The organism is Actinomyces denticolens, assembly GCF_002072185.1.
Classification (GTDB): Bacteria; Actinomycetota; Actinomycetes; order Actinomycetales; family Actinomycetaceae; genus Actinomyces; species Actinomyces denticolens.
In genome coordinates, this window is the sequence record NZ_MVIW01000018.1 from 44,568 (window position 1) to 58,692 (window position 14,125).

A 14,125-nucleotide genomic window follows, 5' to 3' on the forward strand; every position below is an offset into this window, starting at 1 on the left:
TCTGCCTGGCGGGGGCCTCCACGACCTTCGCGGTGGCGAGGGTCGGGTCCTCGGGCCGGTGGGCGCGCACCCAGTCGGCCTGCGCCCGCGTCGGCCCGGTGACGGCGCCGCGGTAGTAGTCGCCGTCCTCGGTGCCCTCGACCATGGGGTGCGGGGCGTCCAGGGCGCCGCCCGGGACGGGGGCCAGGAGGTCCTTCTTCTCGTAGATGAGGCCGGTGCGGGTGGGACCGACCAGTTCCTCGATCTCGTGGGTCATGGTCAGGGCCCGGGTGGGGCAGGCCTCGATGCACATGCCGCAGAAGATGCAGCGCAGGTAGTTGATCTGGTAGACGCGGCCGTAGCGCTCGCCGGGCGAGTACTGCGCGCCGGGGGTGTTGTCCGCGGCCTCGACGTAGATGGCGTCGGCGGGGCAGGCCCAGGCGCACAGCTCGCAGCCGATGCACTTCTCCAGGCCGTCGTCATAGCGGTTGAGCTGGTGGCGGCCGTGGTAGCGCGGCATGAGGTTGGCCGGCTCGAAGGGGTACTGCTCGGTGACCGTGGGCCGGAACATCGAGGAGATCGTGACCCCGTACCCGGCCACGGGCGCGAAGGCCCGGGCCAGGGGGCCGGGGGCGTCGCGCAGCCAGCGGTCGTGCTCGGAGGCGCGCGGGGCGTGGGTCTGGTCAGTCATCGGTCCCCTCCTGGGAGGTCGCGGCGGACTGGGCGCCGGCGGGGCCGACCGCGGCGCCCGCCGGTGCGAGGGAGGCGGCCGCCGCGGCGCGGCGGGCCCTGGGCGTGATCGGCAGGCTCTGGCCGGGCATCGGCGGGACGGGGTAGCCGCCCGCGTAGGCGTCGAACTCCTCGCCGGGGGCCACGAGGTCGCCAGTGCCCCGGCCCGCGCGGGCGCCGTCGGCCGCGCCGTCGTCGCCGGCGGGCAGGAGGAGCAGGATGAGCATGGCCACGAGGAAGACGACGGCCAGGACCATGAGCAGGCCGCGGGTGGAGCCGCCGGAGAAGGCGCGGTAGCCCTGGACAACGGCCACCAGGACGAACCACCCCAGGGAGACCGGGATGAGGAACTTCCAGCCGAGCTTCATGAAGTGGTCGTAGCGGATGCGCACGAGGGTGCCCCGGGTCCAGATCATGAAGAACATGACGGTCCAGACCTTGGCGATGAACCAGAGCATCGGCCACCAGCCCTCGTTCGACCCGGGCCACAGCCATCCGAAGCCGGAGTGCCAGCCGCCCAGGAACAGGGTGACGCACACGGCCGAGACGTTGAACATGTTGATGTACTCGCCCAGGAAGTACCAGGCGAACTTCATCGAGGAGTACTCCACCATGTGGCCGGCGACGAGCTCGCCCTCGGCCTCGGGCAGGTCGAAGGGCAGGCGGTTGACCTCGCCGACCATGGAGACGACGTAGATGAGGAAGCTGGGGATCATGGCGACGCCCCACCACATCCTGTCCTGCGCGGCGACGATCCCGGAGGTGGACATCGTGGCCGAGGCCAGGAAGACCGTGAGGATCGACAGGCTCATGCTCAGCTCGTAGGAGATGACCTGCGCGGCGCTGCGCACGGCGCCCAGCAGCGGGTAGGTGGAGTGAGTGGACCAGCCGCCCAGGATGATGCCGTAGACGCCGAAGGAGGTGACGGCCAGGACGTAGAGGATCGCCACCGGGAAATCGGCCATCTGCAGGGGCGTGTGGTGGCCGAGGATGGAGACCTCGGGACCGAAGGGGATGACCGCGTAGACCATGAAGGCCGTGAAGGCCGTGAGGATCGGCGCCGCCAGGTAGAGGAGCTTCTCGGCGCCGCCGAGCCAGAAGTCCTCCTTGAGGATCAGCTTGGTGGCGTCGGCGATGGCCTGGAACAGCCCGAAGGGGCCGTTGACGTTGGGCCCGGGGCGGGTCTGCATGCGGGCCAGGCCGCGGCGCTCGACCCACAGGACCATGATGACGGACAGGATGAGGAAGGCCAGGAGGAAGACGGCCTTGAGCAGCGTGAGCCACCAGGTCTCCCCGCTGAAGTCGGCCTTGGCGTCCCCGCTCGCGACGACGGGCAGCGCCGCCGGGGCGAGGATGAGTGACGCGGTGCTCATCGGACCACCTCCGCAGTGGACGGGTTGGACTGGGCGGGGCCGACGGGATCGGGCGCGTCGACCGCACCGCTGATGGGGAGGGAGACGCGCACGGGCGAGCCGTGACGCGCGCCGAGGCTCTGGCGCACGGTCGAACCGGCGGAGCACTCGGGGAGCCAGACGACGCCGTCGGCGACCCCGCCGACGACCGCGGGCAGGTGGATGGCGCCCGTGTCGGTGGACACCTCGACGACCTGCCCGCCGGTGATGCCCAGCCGAGCGGCGAGGTCGGCGCCGAGACGGGCGACGGGGCGCAGGGCGGTGGCGGCGAGGAAGGCCTCGCCGTCCTGGAGGCGCCCGGCGTCGAGCATGGGCTTGTGCGTGGCCAGCAGTGCGGACAGTCCGGAGGGGGCCGACGTCGTCGCGTCGGGCTCGCCCTCCGCCTCCTCGGCGGGGGCCCCGCTGAAGGCGACGGCGGGGCGGGCCCCGGCCCACAGGCCCAGGCCGGCGAGCTCGGCGTGGAGGGTCTCGAGGCTGTCCACGCCCAGGTCCGCGCCCATCTCGGCGGCGAGCATGCCCAGGACCTGGCGGTCGGTGCGGGTGCGCGAGACGTGGGCCTGACCGAAGGGCCGCACGCGCCCCTCCCAGTTGACGAAGGTGCCGTTCTTCTCCACGGGCGGCGCCACGGGCAGGACGACGTCGGCGTGCTCGGAGGCCTCGGATCGGCGGACCTCCAGCTGCACCGTGAAGGCGGAGGCCCCCAGGGCGGCGCGGGCCAGGCCCGGGTCGGGGAAGTCGCGCAGGTCGACGCCGCCGATGACGAGCCCGCCGAGCGCGCCGTCGGTGAGGGCGGTGAGGATGGCGGTGGTGTCGCGGCCGGGCGCCTCGGGCAGGGGGCGCGCGCCCTCGCCGCTGGTGGGGATGCCCCAGGCGGTGGCGACCTGCTCGCGGGCGGCGGCGTCGGAGACGGGCCGCCCGCCGGGCAGGAGGAAGGGCAGGGCGCCGGCCTCGATGCCGCCGCGCTCGCCGGCGCGGCGCGGCACCCAGGCCAGACGCGCGCCGGTGGCGGTGGCCAGGGTGTCGATGGTGGTGAGCAGGCCGGGGACGGCGGCGGCGCGCTCACCGACGAGGATCGTGGCGCCGTCGGTCTTGAGGGCCTCGACGAGCGCCGGGTGCGTCTGGGGCAGGAGCGCGACGGCGCGGGCCTCCTCGCCGGGGGCGACGAGGATCGACTCGGCACTCATCTTGGCCTGGCCGGGGGTGAGCACGCTGGTGAGGGAGGCGACCCTCACCCCGCCCGCGCGGGCGCCCTTGCGCAGGCGCAGGAAGAGCGAGCCGCACTCGTCCTCGGGCTCCAGTCCGACCAGGAGCACCTGGCCGGCGGTCTCGAGGCTCTTGTAGGTCACAGCGCCCAGGCCCGTGCCCGCCACGCGGGCGGCGAGGAAGGTGTCCTCCTCGGCGCTGTGGTCGCGCACGCGCTGGTCGATGTCGTTGGTGCCCAGCACGGCGCGGGCGAAGCGGGACCAGGCCCAGGCGTCCTCCAGCGTGAGGCGCGCGCCGGGCAGGAGCCCGACCCCGCCGTCGGCAGTGGCGCGGGCCAGTCCCCGGGCGGCGACGTCGAGGGCGTCGGACCAGGAGGTGGGGACCAGCTCACCGGTCTCGTCGCGCACGAGCGGCGAGGTCAGGCGGTCGGGGGCGGTGGCCCAGGCGAAGGCGAAGCGGTCCTTGTCGGTGATCCACTCCTCGTTGACCTCGGGGTCGTCTCCGGCCAGGCGGCGCAGGACGGTGCCGCGGCGCATGTCGACGCGGATCGCGGAGCCGGAGGCGTCGTGCTCGGTGACCGAGGGGGTGGAGACGAGGTCCACGGGGCGGGCGCGGAAGCGGTAGCGCGCGGAGGTGAGGGCGCCCACCGGGCAGATCTGGATGATGTTGCCCGAGAAGTAGGAGGCGAAGGGGCGCCCGGAGACATCGAGGTCCCCGCGGCCGGGGTCGATCGGCCCGGGGGCCAGGCCGTCGGCGGCGCCGGGGTCGCCGGAGGGCCCCGCGAGGCCCTCGGCGGGGGTGAGGCCGTGCTCGCCGCGGATCGCCTGGGCGCCGGGGGCGGAGGGCGCGTCCGGGTCGAGGAAGTCGAGGACGGTGGAGTCGAAGCGGCCGATCTGCTCGGAGTAGAGGCCCCCGCTGTGCCCATCGGTGGCGGGGTGGCCGCCGCCGCGCCCCTGGAGGGCGATGAAGGGGTCCCCGGCGATCTGGTCGGCGAAGCGCACGCAGCGCTGGCACAGGATGCAGCGATCGCGGTCGAGCAGGATGTTGCTGGTCAGACGCAGGGGCTTGGGGAAGGTGCGCTTGACATCGGTGAAGCGGGTGACGGACTGGCCGCCGGTGCCCATGAGCTCCAGGGCTTGGTTCTGCAGGGGGCACTCGCCGGCCTTGTCGCAGATGGGGCAGTCCAGGGGGTGGTTGATGAGGAGGAACTCCATGGTGCCGGCCTGGGCCTTGGCGGCCACGGCGCTGGTGGCCTGGGTGGAGATCTCCATGCCCTCGGCGGCGGTCATGGCGCAGGAGGGCTGGGGCTTGGGCATGGGCCGCACCTTGCCCTCGCGGTCCGGCATGGCGACCTCGACGAGGCACTGGCGGCAGTTGGCCGAGGGCCCGAGCAGGGGGTGGTCGCAGAAGCGCGGGATGCGCACGCCGATCTGCTCCGCGGCGCGGATGAGCAGCGTTCCCTTGGCGACCTCGACGGGGACGCCGTCGATCGTGATGTTGACCATCTCAGTCATGACTCACCTGGCGCTTTCGAGGAGGGAGGAGGCGCGGTAGGGGAAGAGCTCGCGGGCGGGCGTGGTGTAGCCGGCCTCGAACTCGCTGCGGAACCGCTTGATGCCGGACAGGACCGGGGTGGCGGCGGCGTCGCCGAGGGCGCAGAAGGAGCGCCCGGCGATGTTGCCGGCGATGTCCTCGAGCTTCTCGACGTCGCCGGGAAGGCCCTTGCCGGCCTCGAGGCGCAGCATGATCTGGCGCATCCAGTAGGTGCCCTCGCGGCAGGGGGTGCACTTGCCGCAGGACTCGTGCTGGTAGAACTCCGTCCACCGGGCGACGACGCGCACCACGGAGACGGTGTCGTCGAAGACCTGGAGGGCGCGGGTCCCCAGCATCGAGCCGGCGCCGGCGACCGATTCGTAGTCGAGGGGAACGTCGAGCTCGTCGGGGGTGAAGATCGGGGTGGAGGAGCCGCCGGGCACCCAGAACTTGAGATTGTGACCGGGGCGGATGCCACCGGCGAGCTCGATGAGCCGGCGCATGGTGATGCCGAAGGGGGCCTCGAACTGGCCGGGGCTGACCACATGCCCGGACACGGAGAAGATGCCGTGGCCCTTGGAGCGCTCGGTGCCCATGGCGTTGTACCAGTCGGGGCCCTTGGCCAGGATCGCGGGCACGGAGGCGATGGTCTCCACGTTGTTGATGACCGTGGGCCGCCCGTAGAGGCCGGCGACGGCGGGGAAGGGAGGCTTGAGGCGCGGGTGGCCGCGGCGGCCCTCGAGGGAGTCGAGCAGCGCCGTCTCCTCTCCGCAGATGTAGGCGCCGGCGCCGGCGTGGGCGACGATCCGCAGCGGCTGGGTGCCGTCGAGCCCGAAGCCGGTGGCGAGCAGACCGGCATCGGTGGCCTCGCGCACGGCGGCCAGCAGGCGCCGGTAGACGTGGGCGACCTCGCCGCGCAGGTAGACGAAGGCGAGGTCCCCGCCGATGGCGCGCGAGGTGATGGCGATGCCCTCGATGAGGGCCTGGGGGTTGGCCAGGATGGTGGGGATGTCCTTGCAGGTGCCGGGCTCGGACTCGTCGGCGTTGACGACGAGGTAGCGGGGCTTGCCGTCCATGGGGGGCAGGAAGGACCACTTCAGGCCCGTGGGGAATCCGGCGCCGCCGCGGCCGCGCAGGTTGGATCCCTTGACCAGGCCGACGAGCTCCTCGGGGCTCATGGCCTTGGCGCGGGACAGGCCCTCGTAGCCGCCCACGGAGCGGTAGTGCTCCAGGGTCCAGGAGCGGTCCTCGCCCCAGTGCTCGGTGAGGACGGGGGTGAGGGTGCCCGGCGCGGTGAAGGAGGGGCCGACGGGCTGAGAGGCGTCGGCGGCGTTGGTGCTCACTTGATGTCCTCCTTCGGGCTGGTCCAGCCGTTGGCCGCGGCGATGCGCCGGCCGAGGAGGCTGGGCTCGCCTGCCGAGGGGCCCTCGTCGGCGTGGCCGTCCTCGAATCCGGCCAGGACGCGCTCGTTGGCGCGGAAGGTCGGCAGGGTGTCCGGCCCGCGGGTGGGCCGCGCGCCCTCGCCGCTCTCCAGCGCGTCGATGAGGGCGACGGCGGAGGCGGGCGTCTGGTTGTCGAAGAACTCCCAGTTGACCATGACGATGGGGGCGTAGTCGCAGCCGGCGTTGCACTCGATGCGCTCCAGGCTGATGCGGCCGTCCTCGGAGGTCTCGTCGGAGCCGAGCCCGGTGCGCGCGGACACCGCCTCCCAGATCTCATCCCCGCCCATGACGGCGCACAGGGCGTTGGTGCACACACCCACGTGATACTCGCCGGCGGGGTGGCGGCGGAACTGACTGTAGAAGGTGGCCACGGCGCTCACCTCGGAGCGGGTGAGGCCGAGCTCCTCGGCGCACAGGGCGATGCCCGCGGGCGAGACGTAACCATCGATGCTCTGGATGAGGTGGAGCATGGGGATGAGCGCGCTGCGCTGGTGCTCGGCGGGGTAGCGGCCCTTGATGGCCTCGATGTCGGCGAGCAGCCGGGCGGCGGTGGCCTCGTCCCAGGCGGCGGTGAGGGCCGCGGGGATCGCGGGAATGGCGGGGGCAGCGGCCTGGTCGGCTGCGGGCGCCGCGGTGGTCGGGTTCGTGCTCATCAGCGGTCCACGCCTCCCAGGACGGGGTCGATCGAGGCCAGGGTCGGCACGAGGTCGGCGATCATGCCGCCCTCGGCCATGAGGGCCAGGGACTGCAGGTTGGAGAAGGAGGGGTCGCGGAAGTGGACCCTGTAGGGGCGGGTGCCGCCGTCGGAGACGGCGTGGATGCCCAGGAAGCCCTTGGCGTGCTCCACCTGCTGGAAGACCTGGCCCGCGGGGACGCGGAAGCCCTGGGTGACCAGTTTGAAGTGGTGGATGAGGGACTCCATGGAACTGCCCATGATCTCGCGGACGTGCTCGAAGGACTGGCCCTGGCCGTCGGTGGCGATGGCCATGCGGGCGGGCCAGGCGATGGTGGGGTCGGCCACCATGGTGGTGTTCGAGGGGTCATTGCCGCGCGCGGCGATGGCGTCGAGGCGCTCCAGGCACTGCGAGACGATCTTGAGCGACTGGTAGCACTCGTCGACGCGCAGGCGCAGGCGGTTGTAGCAGTCGGAGCGGTCGTAGGTGGGGACCTCGAAGTCGTAGGTCTCGTAGCCGCAGTAGGGGTTGGTCTTGCGCAGGTCGAGGGGGTAGCCGGTGGCGCGCAGGCAGGGGCCGGTCAGCCCCATGGCCATCGCGCCGGCCAGGGAGATCTCGCCGACTCCGATGAACCGGGACTTCAGGATCGGGTTCTCCATGAGGAGGAGCTCGAGCTCGTGGATGTCCCTCTTCATGTCCGGCATGACCGAGCGCACGAAGTCCGTCAGGCCCTCGGGCAGCTCCTGAGCCAGCCCGCCGGGGCGCACGTAGGCGTGGTTCATGCGCAGGCCGGAAACCATCTCGAAGACGCGCAGGACGTTCTCGCGGCAGCGGAAGGCGATGGTCATGAGCGTCGTGCCGCCCATCTCGTTGCCACCGGTCCCCACGGCCACGACGTGGGAGGCGATCCGGTTGAGCTCCATGAGGAGGACCCGGGTGACGGTGGCCTTCTCGGGGATGTCATCGGTGATGCCCAGCAGCCTCTCGACGGCGAGGGCGTAGCCGACCTCCTGGAAGAAGGGGGCCACGTAGTCCATACGGGTCACGAAGGTCTCGCCCTGCACCCAGGTGCGGTACTCCATGTTCTTCTCGATGCCCGTGTGGAGGTAGCCGGTGCCCACGCGGACCTCGGTGACGGTCTCGCCGTCGATCTCCAGGACGAGGCGGAGCACGCCGTGGGTGGAGGGGTGCACGGGCCCCATGTTGACCACGATCCGGTCGTGCTTGAGGCGGTCGGCCTCGTCGCGGGCGGCGATCCGGGCGACGACGTCGTCCCAGTCGCCCCCGGACAGGGTGTACTGCGGGGCGCCGTCGGCGAGGTCGTCGGTGGCCGGGCCGGCGGCGGTGAAGGCTGCGGTGGCGCTCATCAGCGGTACGACCTCCGGGTGTCTGCGGGCGGTGTGGTGGCGCCCTTGTACTCGACGGGGATGCCGCCGAGCGGGTAGTCCTTGCGCTGGGGGTGGCCGACCCAGTCGTCGGGCATGGCCGAGCGGGTCAGGTGCGGGTGGCCGTCGAAGACGATGCCCATGAGGTCCCAGGCCTCGCGCTCGTGCCAGTCGTCCCCGGGGTAGAGGGAGACGATGGAGGGCACGTGGGGGTCCGCCTCGGGGCAGGTGACCTCCAGGCGGATCATGCGCGCGCCGTGGGTCAGGCTCATGAATTGGAAGCAGGCGTGGAGCTCGCGCCCGGCCATCAGGGGGTAGTGGACGCCGCTGACGCCCAGGCACAGCTCGAAGCGCAGGTCCTGGTCGTCCCTCAGGGGGGCGACGACGTCGAGCAGGTGCTCGCGGGCGATGAACAGGGTGAGCTCGTCGTGCTCGATGACGACCTTCTCGATGGCGGCGGCCGGGTCGACGCCGGAGGCGCGCAGGTCCTCGATGAGGGCGTCGACGGCGCCGTCGAACCAGCCGCCGTAGGGGCGGGCGGCGGCGGGCGCCAGGGTGACGGCCGACTGGGTGAGGCCGTAGCCGGTGGTGTCGCCGGAGTCGGCGGCGCCGAACTGCCCGCTGTGGCGCGAGACGACCTCGACGCGCAGCTCGGGGCGCACCGGGGTGCCCGCGATCTCGGGCACCGTCGGCCCGGTGGGGGCGGAGGCGAGCTCCTCCGAGGGGGCGCCGTCCTTCGGCGCGGTGGTGTCACTCATGCGAGCTGGCCCTTCATCTCGGACACGGGGGTGGCGGCGAGGGCGGCGGCCTCGACGGCGCGCGCGATCTCCTCGCGGTGCTTGAGCATGGGCTTGGCCTCGATCTGGCGGGTGAGCTCGAGCATGGCGTTGATGAGCATCTCGGGGCGGGGCGGGCAGCCGGGCAGGTAGATGTCCACCGGGACCACGTGGTCGCAGCCCTGGACGATGGCGTAGTTGTTGAAGATGCCGCCGGAGGAGGCGCAGGCGCCCATGGAGATGACCCATTTGGGCTCGGGCATCGAGTCGTAGACGTTGCGGATGATGGGGGCCATCTTGTGGGAGAGGCGGCCCGAGACGATCATGACGTCGGCATGGCGGGGCGAGGCGCGGAAGACCTCCCAGCCGAAGCGGGCCATGTCGAAGCGGGGGGTGCCGGTGGCCATCATCTCGATGGCGCAGCAGGCCAGTCCCATGGTGACGGGCCATAGGGAGCGGGCCTGCCCCAGGTCGGCGAGCTTCTCGACGCTGGTGAGCAGGAAGCCGGGCCCCTCGACCGACTCGATGGCCTGGGCCGTCAGGTCATCCCGTTTGGAGGGGATGGACTTCATCTTGGCGCGGTAGGCGTCCATGTTCATCGCTGCTGCCTCTCTTCCGTCTTGTCCCGCTCAGTCCCAGTCCAGACCGCCGCGGCGCCATTCCAGGATGTAGGGCACCGTGATGAGGGCGATGAAGATGAGCGCGGCGGACAGCCCGAAGAACCCGAGCCGGGCGAAGGCGGTGGCCCAGGGGTAGAGGAAGACGACCTCGACGTCGAAGATGATGAAGGTCATGCCCACGAGGTAGAAGGAGACGGGGAAGCGCCCGGTCTCGGTGTTGACGGGGGTGGGGTCGATCCCGCACTCGTAGTTGGCGACCTTGACCCTGTTGGTCCGGTTCGGGCTGATGATCGCCGACAGCGCCAGTCCACCCAGCGCGACGACGAGCGCCACCCCGGCCATGATGAGCAGTGAGACATACGGATTCATGCTGCTGGCACCATCCTTGTCAGGAGCTGGATGAAATGGTCGACGGCGTCGCCGCCGCGGCGCTCCCACCCGTCGGACAGGAGCTTGGTGACGAGCCTCATGAGGCGCTTGCGGGGAAGCCCGTAGCGAGTGCAGATCCGCATGACCTCGGGGTGCTCGATGAGCGCGACGAAGAGGCGCCCGAGCGTGTAGTAGCCGCCCATCTCCGCACTCAGGGCGGCCGGGTACTGGGCGAGCGCCTGCTCGCGGCCGGCCCGGGTGGAGCGCACGGCGGCCTGCGCGGCCGCCTGCGCGGCGAGGCGCCCGGACATGAGCGCCTGGGCGATGCCCTCGCCGTTGAAGGGGGAGACCATGCCGCCGGCGTCGCCCAGGAGCATGAGCCCGTCGGCGTAGTGCGGCTTGCGGTTGAAGGCCATGGGCAGGGCGGCGGAGGCGAGGCGCCCGATCCGGTTGTCCGGCGTGAAGCCCCACTCGGCCGGGCAGTTCGCGATCCAGCGGGCGAAGGCGCCGCGGTAGTCGATGCGGGTGGTGGCGGCCCGGGAGGAGACCGAGCCGAGCCCGACGTTGACGACACCGTCGCCCACGGGCCAGATCCAGCCGTAGCCGGGCAGGAGGTCGGACTCGCCGGGCTTGCCGTCCCACAGCTCGAGCTGGGACTCCATCCACTCGTCGCCGCCGCGCGGGGAGCGGAAGTAGGCGCGCACGGCCACGCCCAGGGGCCTGCGCTCATTCTTGGCGCGGCCCACGGCCGTGGCCAGGCGCGCCGAGACACCGCCGGCGTCGATGACGAGCGGGGCGGACAGGCGCGCAGGGGCCTCGATGCCGGGGGCCTCGACGCGGGCGGTGGGCCTGGCCTCGACTCCGACGACGCGCCCCGAGGGGGTCAGGACCGGGCCGGTGGCGGTGACGCCGGTCAGGAGGCGGGCGCCGGCGCGCTGGGCGTGGGCGGCGAGGTCCGCGTCGAGCTGTGCACGGGGGCGGGCCATCCCGTAGGAGGGGAAGGAGGCCTGCTCGGGCCAGGGGAAGGTGAGGCGGTGCCCGCCGCCGATGACGCGCAGGCCGACGTTCCGCTGCCAACCGGCGGTGTCCACGGCCATGGAGGCGAGCTCGCGCACGGCGGAGGGGGTGAGGCCGTCGCCGCAGACCTTGTCCCGGCCGAGCTCCCCCTTCTCCACGAGGAGCACGTCCAGGCCGAGGGTGGCCAGGTGGTAGGCGGCCGATGAGCCGGCGGGGCCGGCGCCCACGACGACGGCGTCCGCGGTCAGGTCGCTCCCGCGCGCGGGCCGCTGCGCCGCCGGGGCGCTGTGGCTCGTGGGGGCGATCGTCATCGGCCAGTCTCCTTCGGGGATCTCGTGCCATGGCCCTGACGGGGAGTCCGCGGCGCTCTCGGCGCGCGGGCAGCGGGGCATGCGGCCCATCCGGCATGACGGGCCAAGGCCGACTCTAGCGAGATGACGGCGCGGTCTCGGCCCTCGATCATCCCGACCACCCCACCAGCGGAATCGCAACGATTCAGGCGCCTCCCTGTGATCGGCGACAAGTTATCAGACAAGTGAATTACGCCTGGCGGCCGTATCCAAATAAAGCGTCCCCTGGGACCAGGGTCCCCCATCGTCGCGCCCGCCGGAGAGGTCGGCGCTGCGGGAATGGCACCGATCTCCTGGGATGATAGGAGCCATGAGCCGAGCCTCCCTCTCCAAGGACCCCCGCGAGGTCGCGGGCATGTTCGACGCGGTCGCGCACCGCTACGACCTCACCAACGACGTCATGAGCCTGTGGCAGGTGCGCATGTGGCGCCGGGTCGCCCGTGCCGCCGTCGCGGCCCGCCCGGGGATGCGGGTCCTCGATCTCGCCGCCGGCACCGGCACCTCCGCGGTGGAGTACGCGGCCGACGGGGCCGACGTCGTCGCCTGCGACTTCTCCCCCGGGATGGTCGCCGAGGGGAGGCGGCGCCACCCCGGCATCGAGTTCGTGGAGGGCGATGCGATGGACCTGCCCTTCGCCGACGACTCCTTCGACGTCGTCACGATCTCCTACGGGCTGCGCAACGTGCAGGACACATCCACGGCCCTGCGCGAGATGGCGCGCGTGACCCGGCCGGGCGGCAGGATCGTCATCGCCGAGTTCTCCACTCCCGAGCGCCCCGCGCTCCGCCGCGCCTACCGCTACTACCTGGGCACGGCCCTGCCGGCCCTGGCCCGCCTGGTCTCCTCCAACACCGAGGCCTACGACTACCTGGGCGAGTCGATCCTCGCCTGGCCCGACCAGCGCGCCCTGGCCGCCCTCATGCAGCGGGCCGGGTGGCGCGGCGTGGGCTACAAGAATCTGTCGGGCGGCATCGTCGCCGTCCACCGCGCCACCAGCCCGCGGCCATGAGCGGCACCGAGCCGGCCCGGGACCCCGAGCCCCTGACCCTCGCCGCCGCCGAGGCGGCCGTCCATCCCCCGCGCCTGTCATTCCTGACCACCGCACTGCCGGCCGGCGCCCTCGATGGCGCGTCACTGCTCGACCTGCTCACCGGCCGCGACGACGTCGTCTCCTGGGTCCATGAGGGGCGCGGGCTCGTGGGGCTCGGCCGGGTACTGGTCCTGGGCGCGCACGGGGCGGGGCGGATCGAGGAGCTCCGCCGCGCCTGGAGGGCGACGGTCTACGCCTCCTGGTGGCGCGATCCGCTCGTGCGGCCGGGCACGGGGCCGGTGGCGATGGGCACGATCGCGTTCTCAGACCGCTCGGCGGCCCGCTCGGTGCTGCTCGTGCCCGAGGTGATCGTGGGGGCCGATGAGAGCGGGGCCTGGATGACGACGGCGCTCCGAGCCCCCGTCGGCGGCACCCCGGGGGGCGCCGCCGACGGGGGCTCGGACGCGCAGAGCGGGGGGACCGCGGACCACCCCGATCATGCCGCGATCCTCGCGGGGCTGTTGGAGACGGCGTCCCCGGCTCCCGCAGTCGGCGACGACCGCGGGCGGGCCCTCGTGGAAGCCGGAGCCCTGGATGAGGCGGGCTGGCGCGAGGCCGTGGCCTCCACCTGCGAGCGCATGCGCGCCGGGGAGGCCCAGAAGGTCGTTCTGGCCAGGGATGTGCTCGTCACCCCCGGCGAGGCCCTGCCCGCGGGGACGATCCTGGGGCGCCTGGGACGGGCCTACCCGTCGTGCTGGACCTTCGCCGTCGACGGAATGCTCGGCGCCTCGCCGGAGATGCTGCTGCGCCTGGCCGGACGCAGACTGGTCAGCCGAGTGCTGGCCGGGACGGCCCGGCGCCATCCGGGCGACACCCCCGGGCGCACGGCCGAGCTGGCGGCCTGGCTGGAGGGCTCGGAGAAGAACAACCGGGAGCACGCCCTGGCGCGGGCCTCGGCGATCGAGGCCCTCACCCCGCTGTGCTCGGTGGTCCAGGCCCCTGAGCGATTCCTCCTGAAGCTGCCCAACGTCCTGCACCTGGCCAGCGATATCACCGGCGTGGTGGCGGGGGACACGGGGGCCCTGTCCCTCGTAGGGGCCCTGCACCCCACTGCGGCGGTCTGCGGCACCCCGCGCGGCGCGGCGGAGCGGATCATCGAGGAGGTCGAGGGCATGGACCGCGGTCGCTACGCGGGGCCGGTGGGCTGGGTGGACTGGCACGGCGAGGGCGAGTGGTGCATCGCGCTGCGCAGCGGTGCCGTCCTCGCGCCCGGCGGGCAGGTGAGGGTCTTCGGGGGCGGCGGGATCATGCCGGACTCCGATCCCGACGACGAGCTCGCCGAGACCCGCGCGAAGATGCACCCCATGCTCGGCGCCCTCGGCGCCCTCTGATCACCTGCGCACCTGAGCACCTGATCAGCAGGCCCGCCAAGACCCCCGCCCAGCACGCGAGACCGGTCGATAACGTCGTCGAGACCGGTCGATAGCGTCGTCGAGGCCGGTTGGTGGTGGGTTAGTGGTTGTGGTGTTCTTGGGCGTCGTCGGTGAGGTAGGGGATGAGGCGTTGGATGGTTAGGGGTGGGGTGGTTTGGGTGGTGGTGATGTAG

At 72.5% G+C, this 14,125-nt stretch carries 12 protein-coding genes; 2 read left to right on the forward strand and 10 right to left on the reverse strand.

What is annotated here, in order from left to right:
* From nuoI to B1H55_RS06805, 10 genes are all read right to left on the reverse strand, one after another.
* Positions 1 to 670 (reverse strand): NADH-quinone oxidoreductase subunit NuoI (gene nuoI / locus B1H55_RS06760; protein WP_080461654.1); only part of this gene is annotated, 670 nt, incomplete at its 3' end.
* Entirely contained in the window at positions 663 to 2,081 is a 1,419-nt protein-coding gene (gene nuoH / locus B1H55_RS06765; protein ID WP_073450990.1) for an NADH-quinone oxidoreductase subunit NuoH, read from the reverse strand. The genes nuoI and nuoH, both read right to left, overlap by 8 nt.
* Complete coding sequence (locus tag B1H55_RS06770; RefSeq protein WP_077240188.1) at positions 2,078 to 4,837, reverse strand: NADH-quinone oxidoreductase subunit G; 2,760 nt, start codon at positions 4,835 to 4,837, stop codon at positions 2,078 to 2,080. The genes nuoH and B1H55_RS06770 overlap by 4 nt, the downstream gene beginning before the upstream one ends.
* A 3-nt stretch (positions 4,838 to 4,840) precedes the next feature.
* A complete protein-coding gene (gene nuoF, locus B1H55_RS06775; RefSeq protein WP_077240187.1) occupies positions 4,841 to 6,199 on the reverse strand; it encodes an NADH-quinone oxidoreductase subunit NuoF in 1,359 nt (452 codons plus the stop codon).
* A complete protein-coding gene (gene nuoE / locus B1H55_RS06780) occupies positions 6,196 to 6,951 on the reverse strand; it encodes an NADH-quinone oxidoreductase subunit NuoE (protein WP_073450987.1) in 756 nt (251 codons plus the stop codon). The genes nuoF and nuoE overlap by 4 nt, the downstream gene beginning before the upstream one ends.
* Positions 6,951 to 8,339, reverse strand: a complete 1,389-nt coding sequence (locus B1H55_RS06785; protein WP_073450986.1) for an NADH-quinone oxidoreductase subunit D — start codon at positions 8,337 to 8,339, stop codon at positions 6,951 to 6,953. Before B1H55_RS06785 ends, nuoE begins: the two co-directional genes overlap by 1 nt.
* Positions 8,339 to 9,115 carry an NADH-quinone oxidoreductase subunit C gene (locus B1H55_RS06790; protein WP_073450985.1) on the reverse strand — a complete coding sequence of 259 codons (777 nt, stop codon included), beginning with the start codon at positions 9,113 to 9,115 and terminating at the stop codon, positions 8,339 to 8,341. Before B1H55_RS06790 ends, B1H55_RS06785 begins: the two co-directional genes overlap by 1 nt.
* On the reverse strand, positions 9,112 to 9,732 hold the full coding sequence (locus tag B1H55_RS06795; protein ID WP_077240186.1) for an NADH-quinone oxidoreductase subunit B: 621 nt from the start codon (positions 9,730 to 9,732) through the stop codon (positions 9,112 to 9,114). Before B1H55_RS06795 ends, B1H55_RS06790 begins: the two co-directional genes overlap by 4 nt.
* 30 nt (positions 9,733 to 9,762) lie before the next feature.
* Positions 9,763 to 10,122, reverse strand: a complete 360-nt coding sequence (ndhC, locus tag B1H55_RS06800) for an NADH-quinone oxidoreductase subunit A (RefSeq protein ID WP_073450984.1) — start codon at positions 10,120 to 10,122, stop codon at positions 9,763 to 9,765.
* Positions 10,119 to 11,450, reverse strand: a complete 1,332-nt coding sequence (locus tag B1H55_RS06805) for a geranylgeranyl reductase family protein (protein WP_073450983.1) — start codon at positions 11,448 to 11,450, stop codon at positions 10,119 to 10,121. Before B1H55_RS06805 ends, ndhC begins: the two co-directional genes overlap by 4 nt.
* A 349-nt stretch (positions 11,451 to 11,799) precedes the next feature.
* Between B1H55_RS06805 and B1H55_RS06810 the strand changes: the two genes are divergently transcribed.
* Both B1H55_RS06810 and B1H55_RS06815 read left to right on the forward strand, forming a co-directional pair.
* Positions 11,800 to 12,498 (forward strand): demethylmenaquinone methyltransferase, encoded by a 699-nt coding sequence (locus B1H55_RS06810; RefSeq protein ID WP_096519505.1) that lies wholly within the window; start codon positions 11,800 to 11,802, stop codon positions 12,496 to 12,498.
* The gene (locus tag B1H55_RS06815; protein ID WP_077240185.1) at positions 12,495 to 13,910 is read left to right on the forward strand and encodes an isochorismate synthase; all 1,416 of its coding nucleotides are present in this window, start codon (positions 12,495 to 12,497) and stop codon (positions 13,908 to 13,910) included. The genes B1H55_RS06810 and B1H55_RS06815 overlap by 4 nt, the downstream gene beginning before the upstream one ends.
* The last annotated feature ends 215 nt before the right edge of the window (positions 13,911 to 14,125 follow it).

Coding starts and splice junctions, on each gene's coding strand:
- B1H55_RS06810 (WP_096519505.1), top strand. CDS start 11,800: ATGAGCCGAGCCTCCCTCTCCAAGGACCCCCGCGAGGTCGCGGGCATG.
- nuoH (WP_073450990.1), bottom strand. CDS start 2,081: ATGAGCACCGCGTCACTCATCCTCGCCCCGGCGGCGCTGCCCGTCGTC.
- B1H55_RS06785 (WP_073450986.1), bottom strand. CDS start 8,339: ATGAGCGCCACCGCAGCCTTCACCGCCGCCGGCCCGGCCACCGACGAC.
- B1H55_RS06795 (WP_077240186.1), bottom strand. CDS start 9,732: ATGAACATGGACGCCTACCGCGCCAAGATGAAGTCCATCCCCTCCAAA.
- B1H55_RS06805 (WP_073450983.1), bottom strand. CDS start 11,450: ATGACGATCGCCCCCACGAGCCACAGCGCCCCGGCGGCGCAGCGGCCC.
- B1H55_RS06790 (WP_073450985.1), bottom strand. CDS start 9,115: ATGAGTGACACCACCGCGCCGAAGGACGGCGCCCCCTCGGAGGAGCTC.
- B1H55_RS06815 (WP_077240185.1), top strand. CDS start 12,495: ATGAGCGGCACCGAGCCGGCCCGGGACCCCGAGCCCCTGACCCTCGCC.
- B1H55_RS06770 (WP_077240188.1), bottom strand. CDS start 4,837: ATGACTGAGATGGTCAACATCACGATCGACGGCGTCCCCGTCGAGGTC.
- nuoE (WP_073450987.1), bottom strand. CDS start 6,951: ATGAGCACGAACCCGACCACCGCGGCGCCCGCAGCCGACCAGGCCGCT.
- ndhC (WP_073450984.1), bottom strand. CDS start 10,122: ATGAATCCGTATGTCTCACTGCTCATCATGGCCGGGGTGGCGCTCGTC.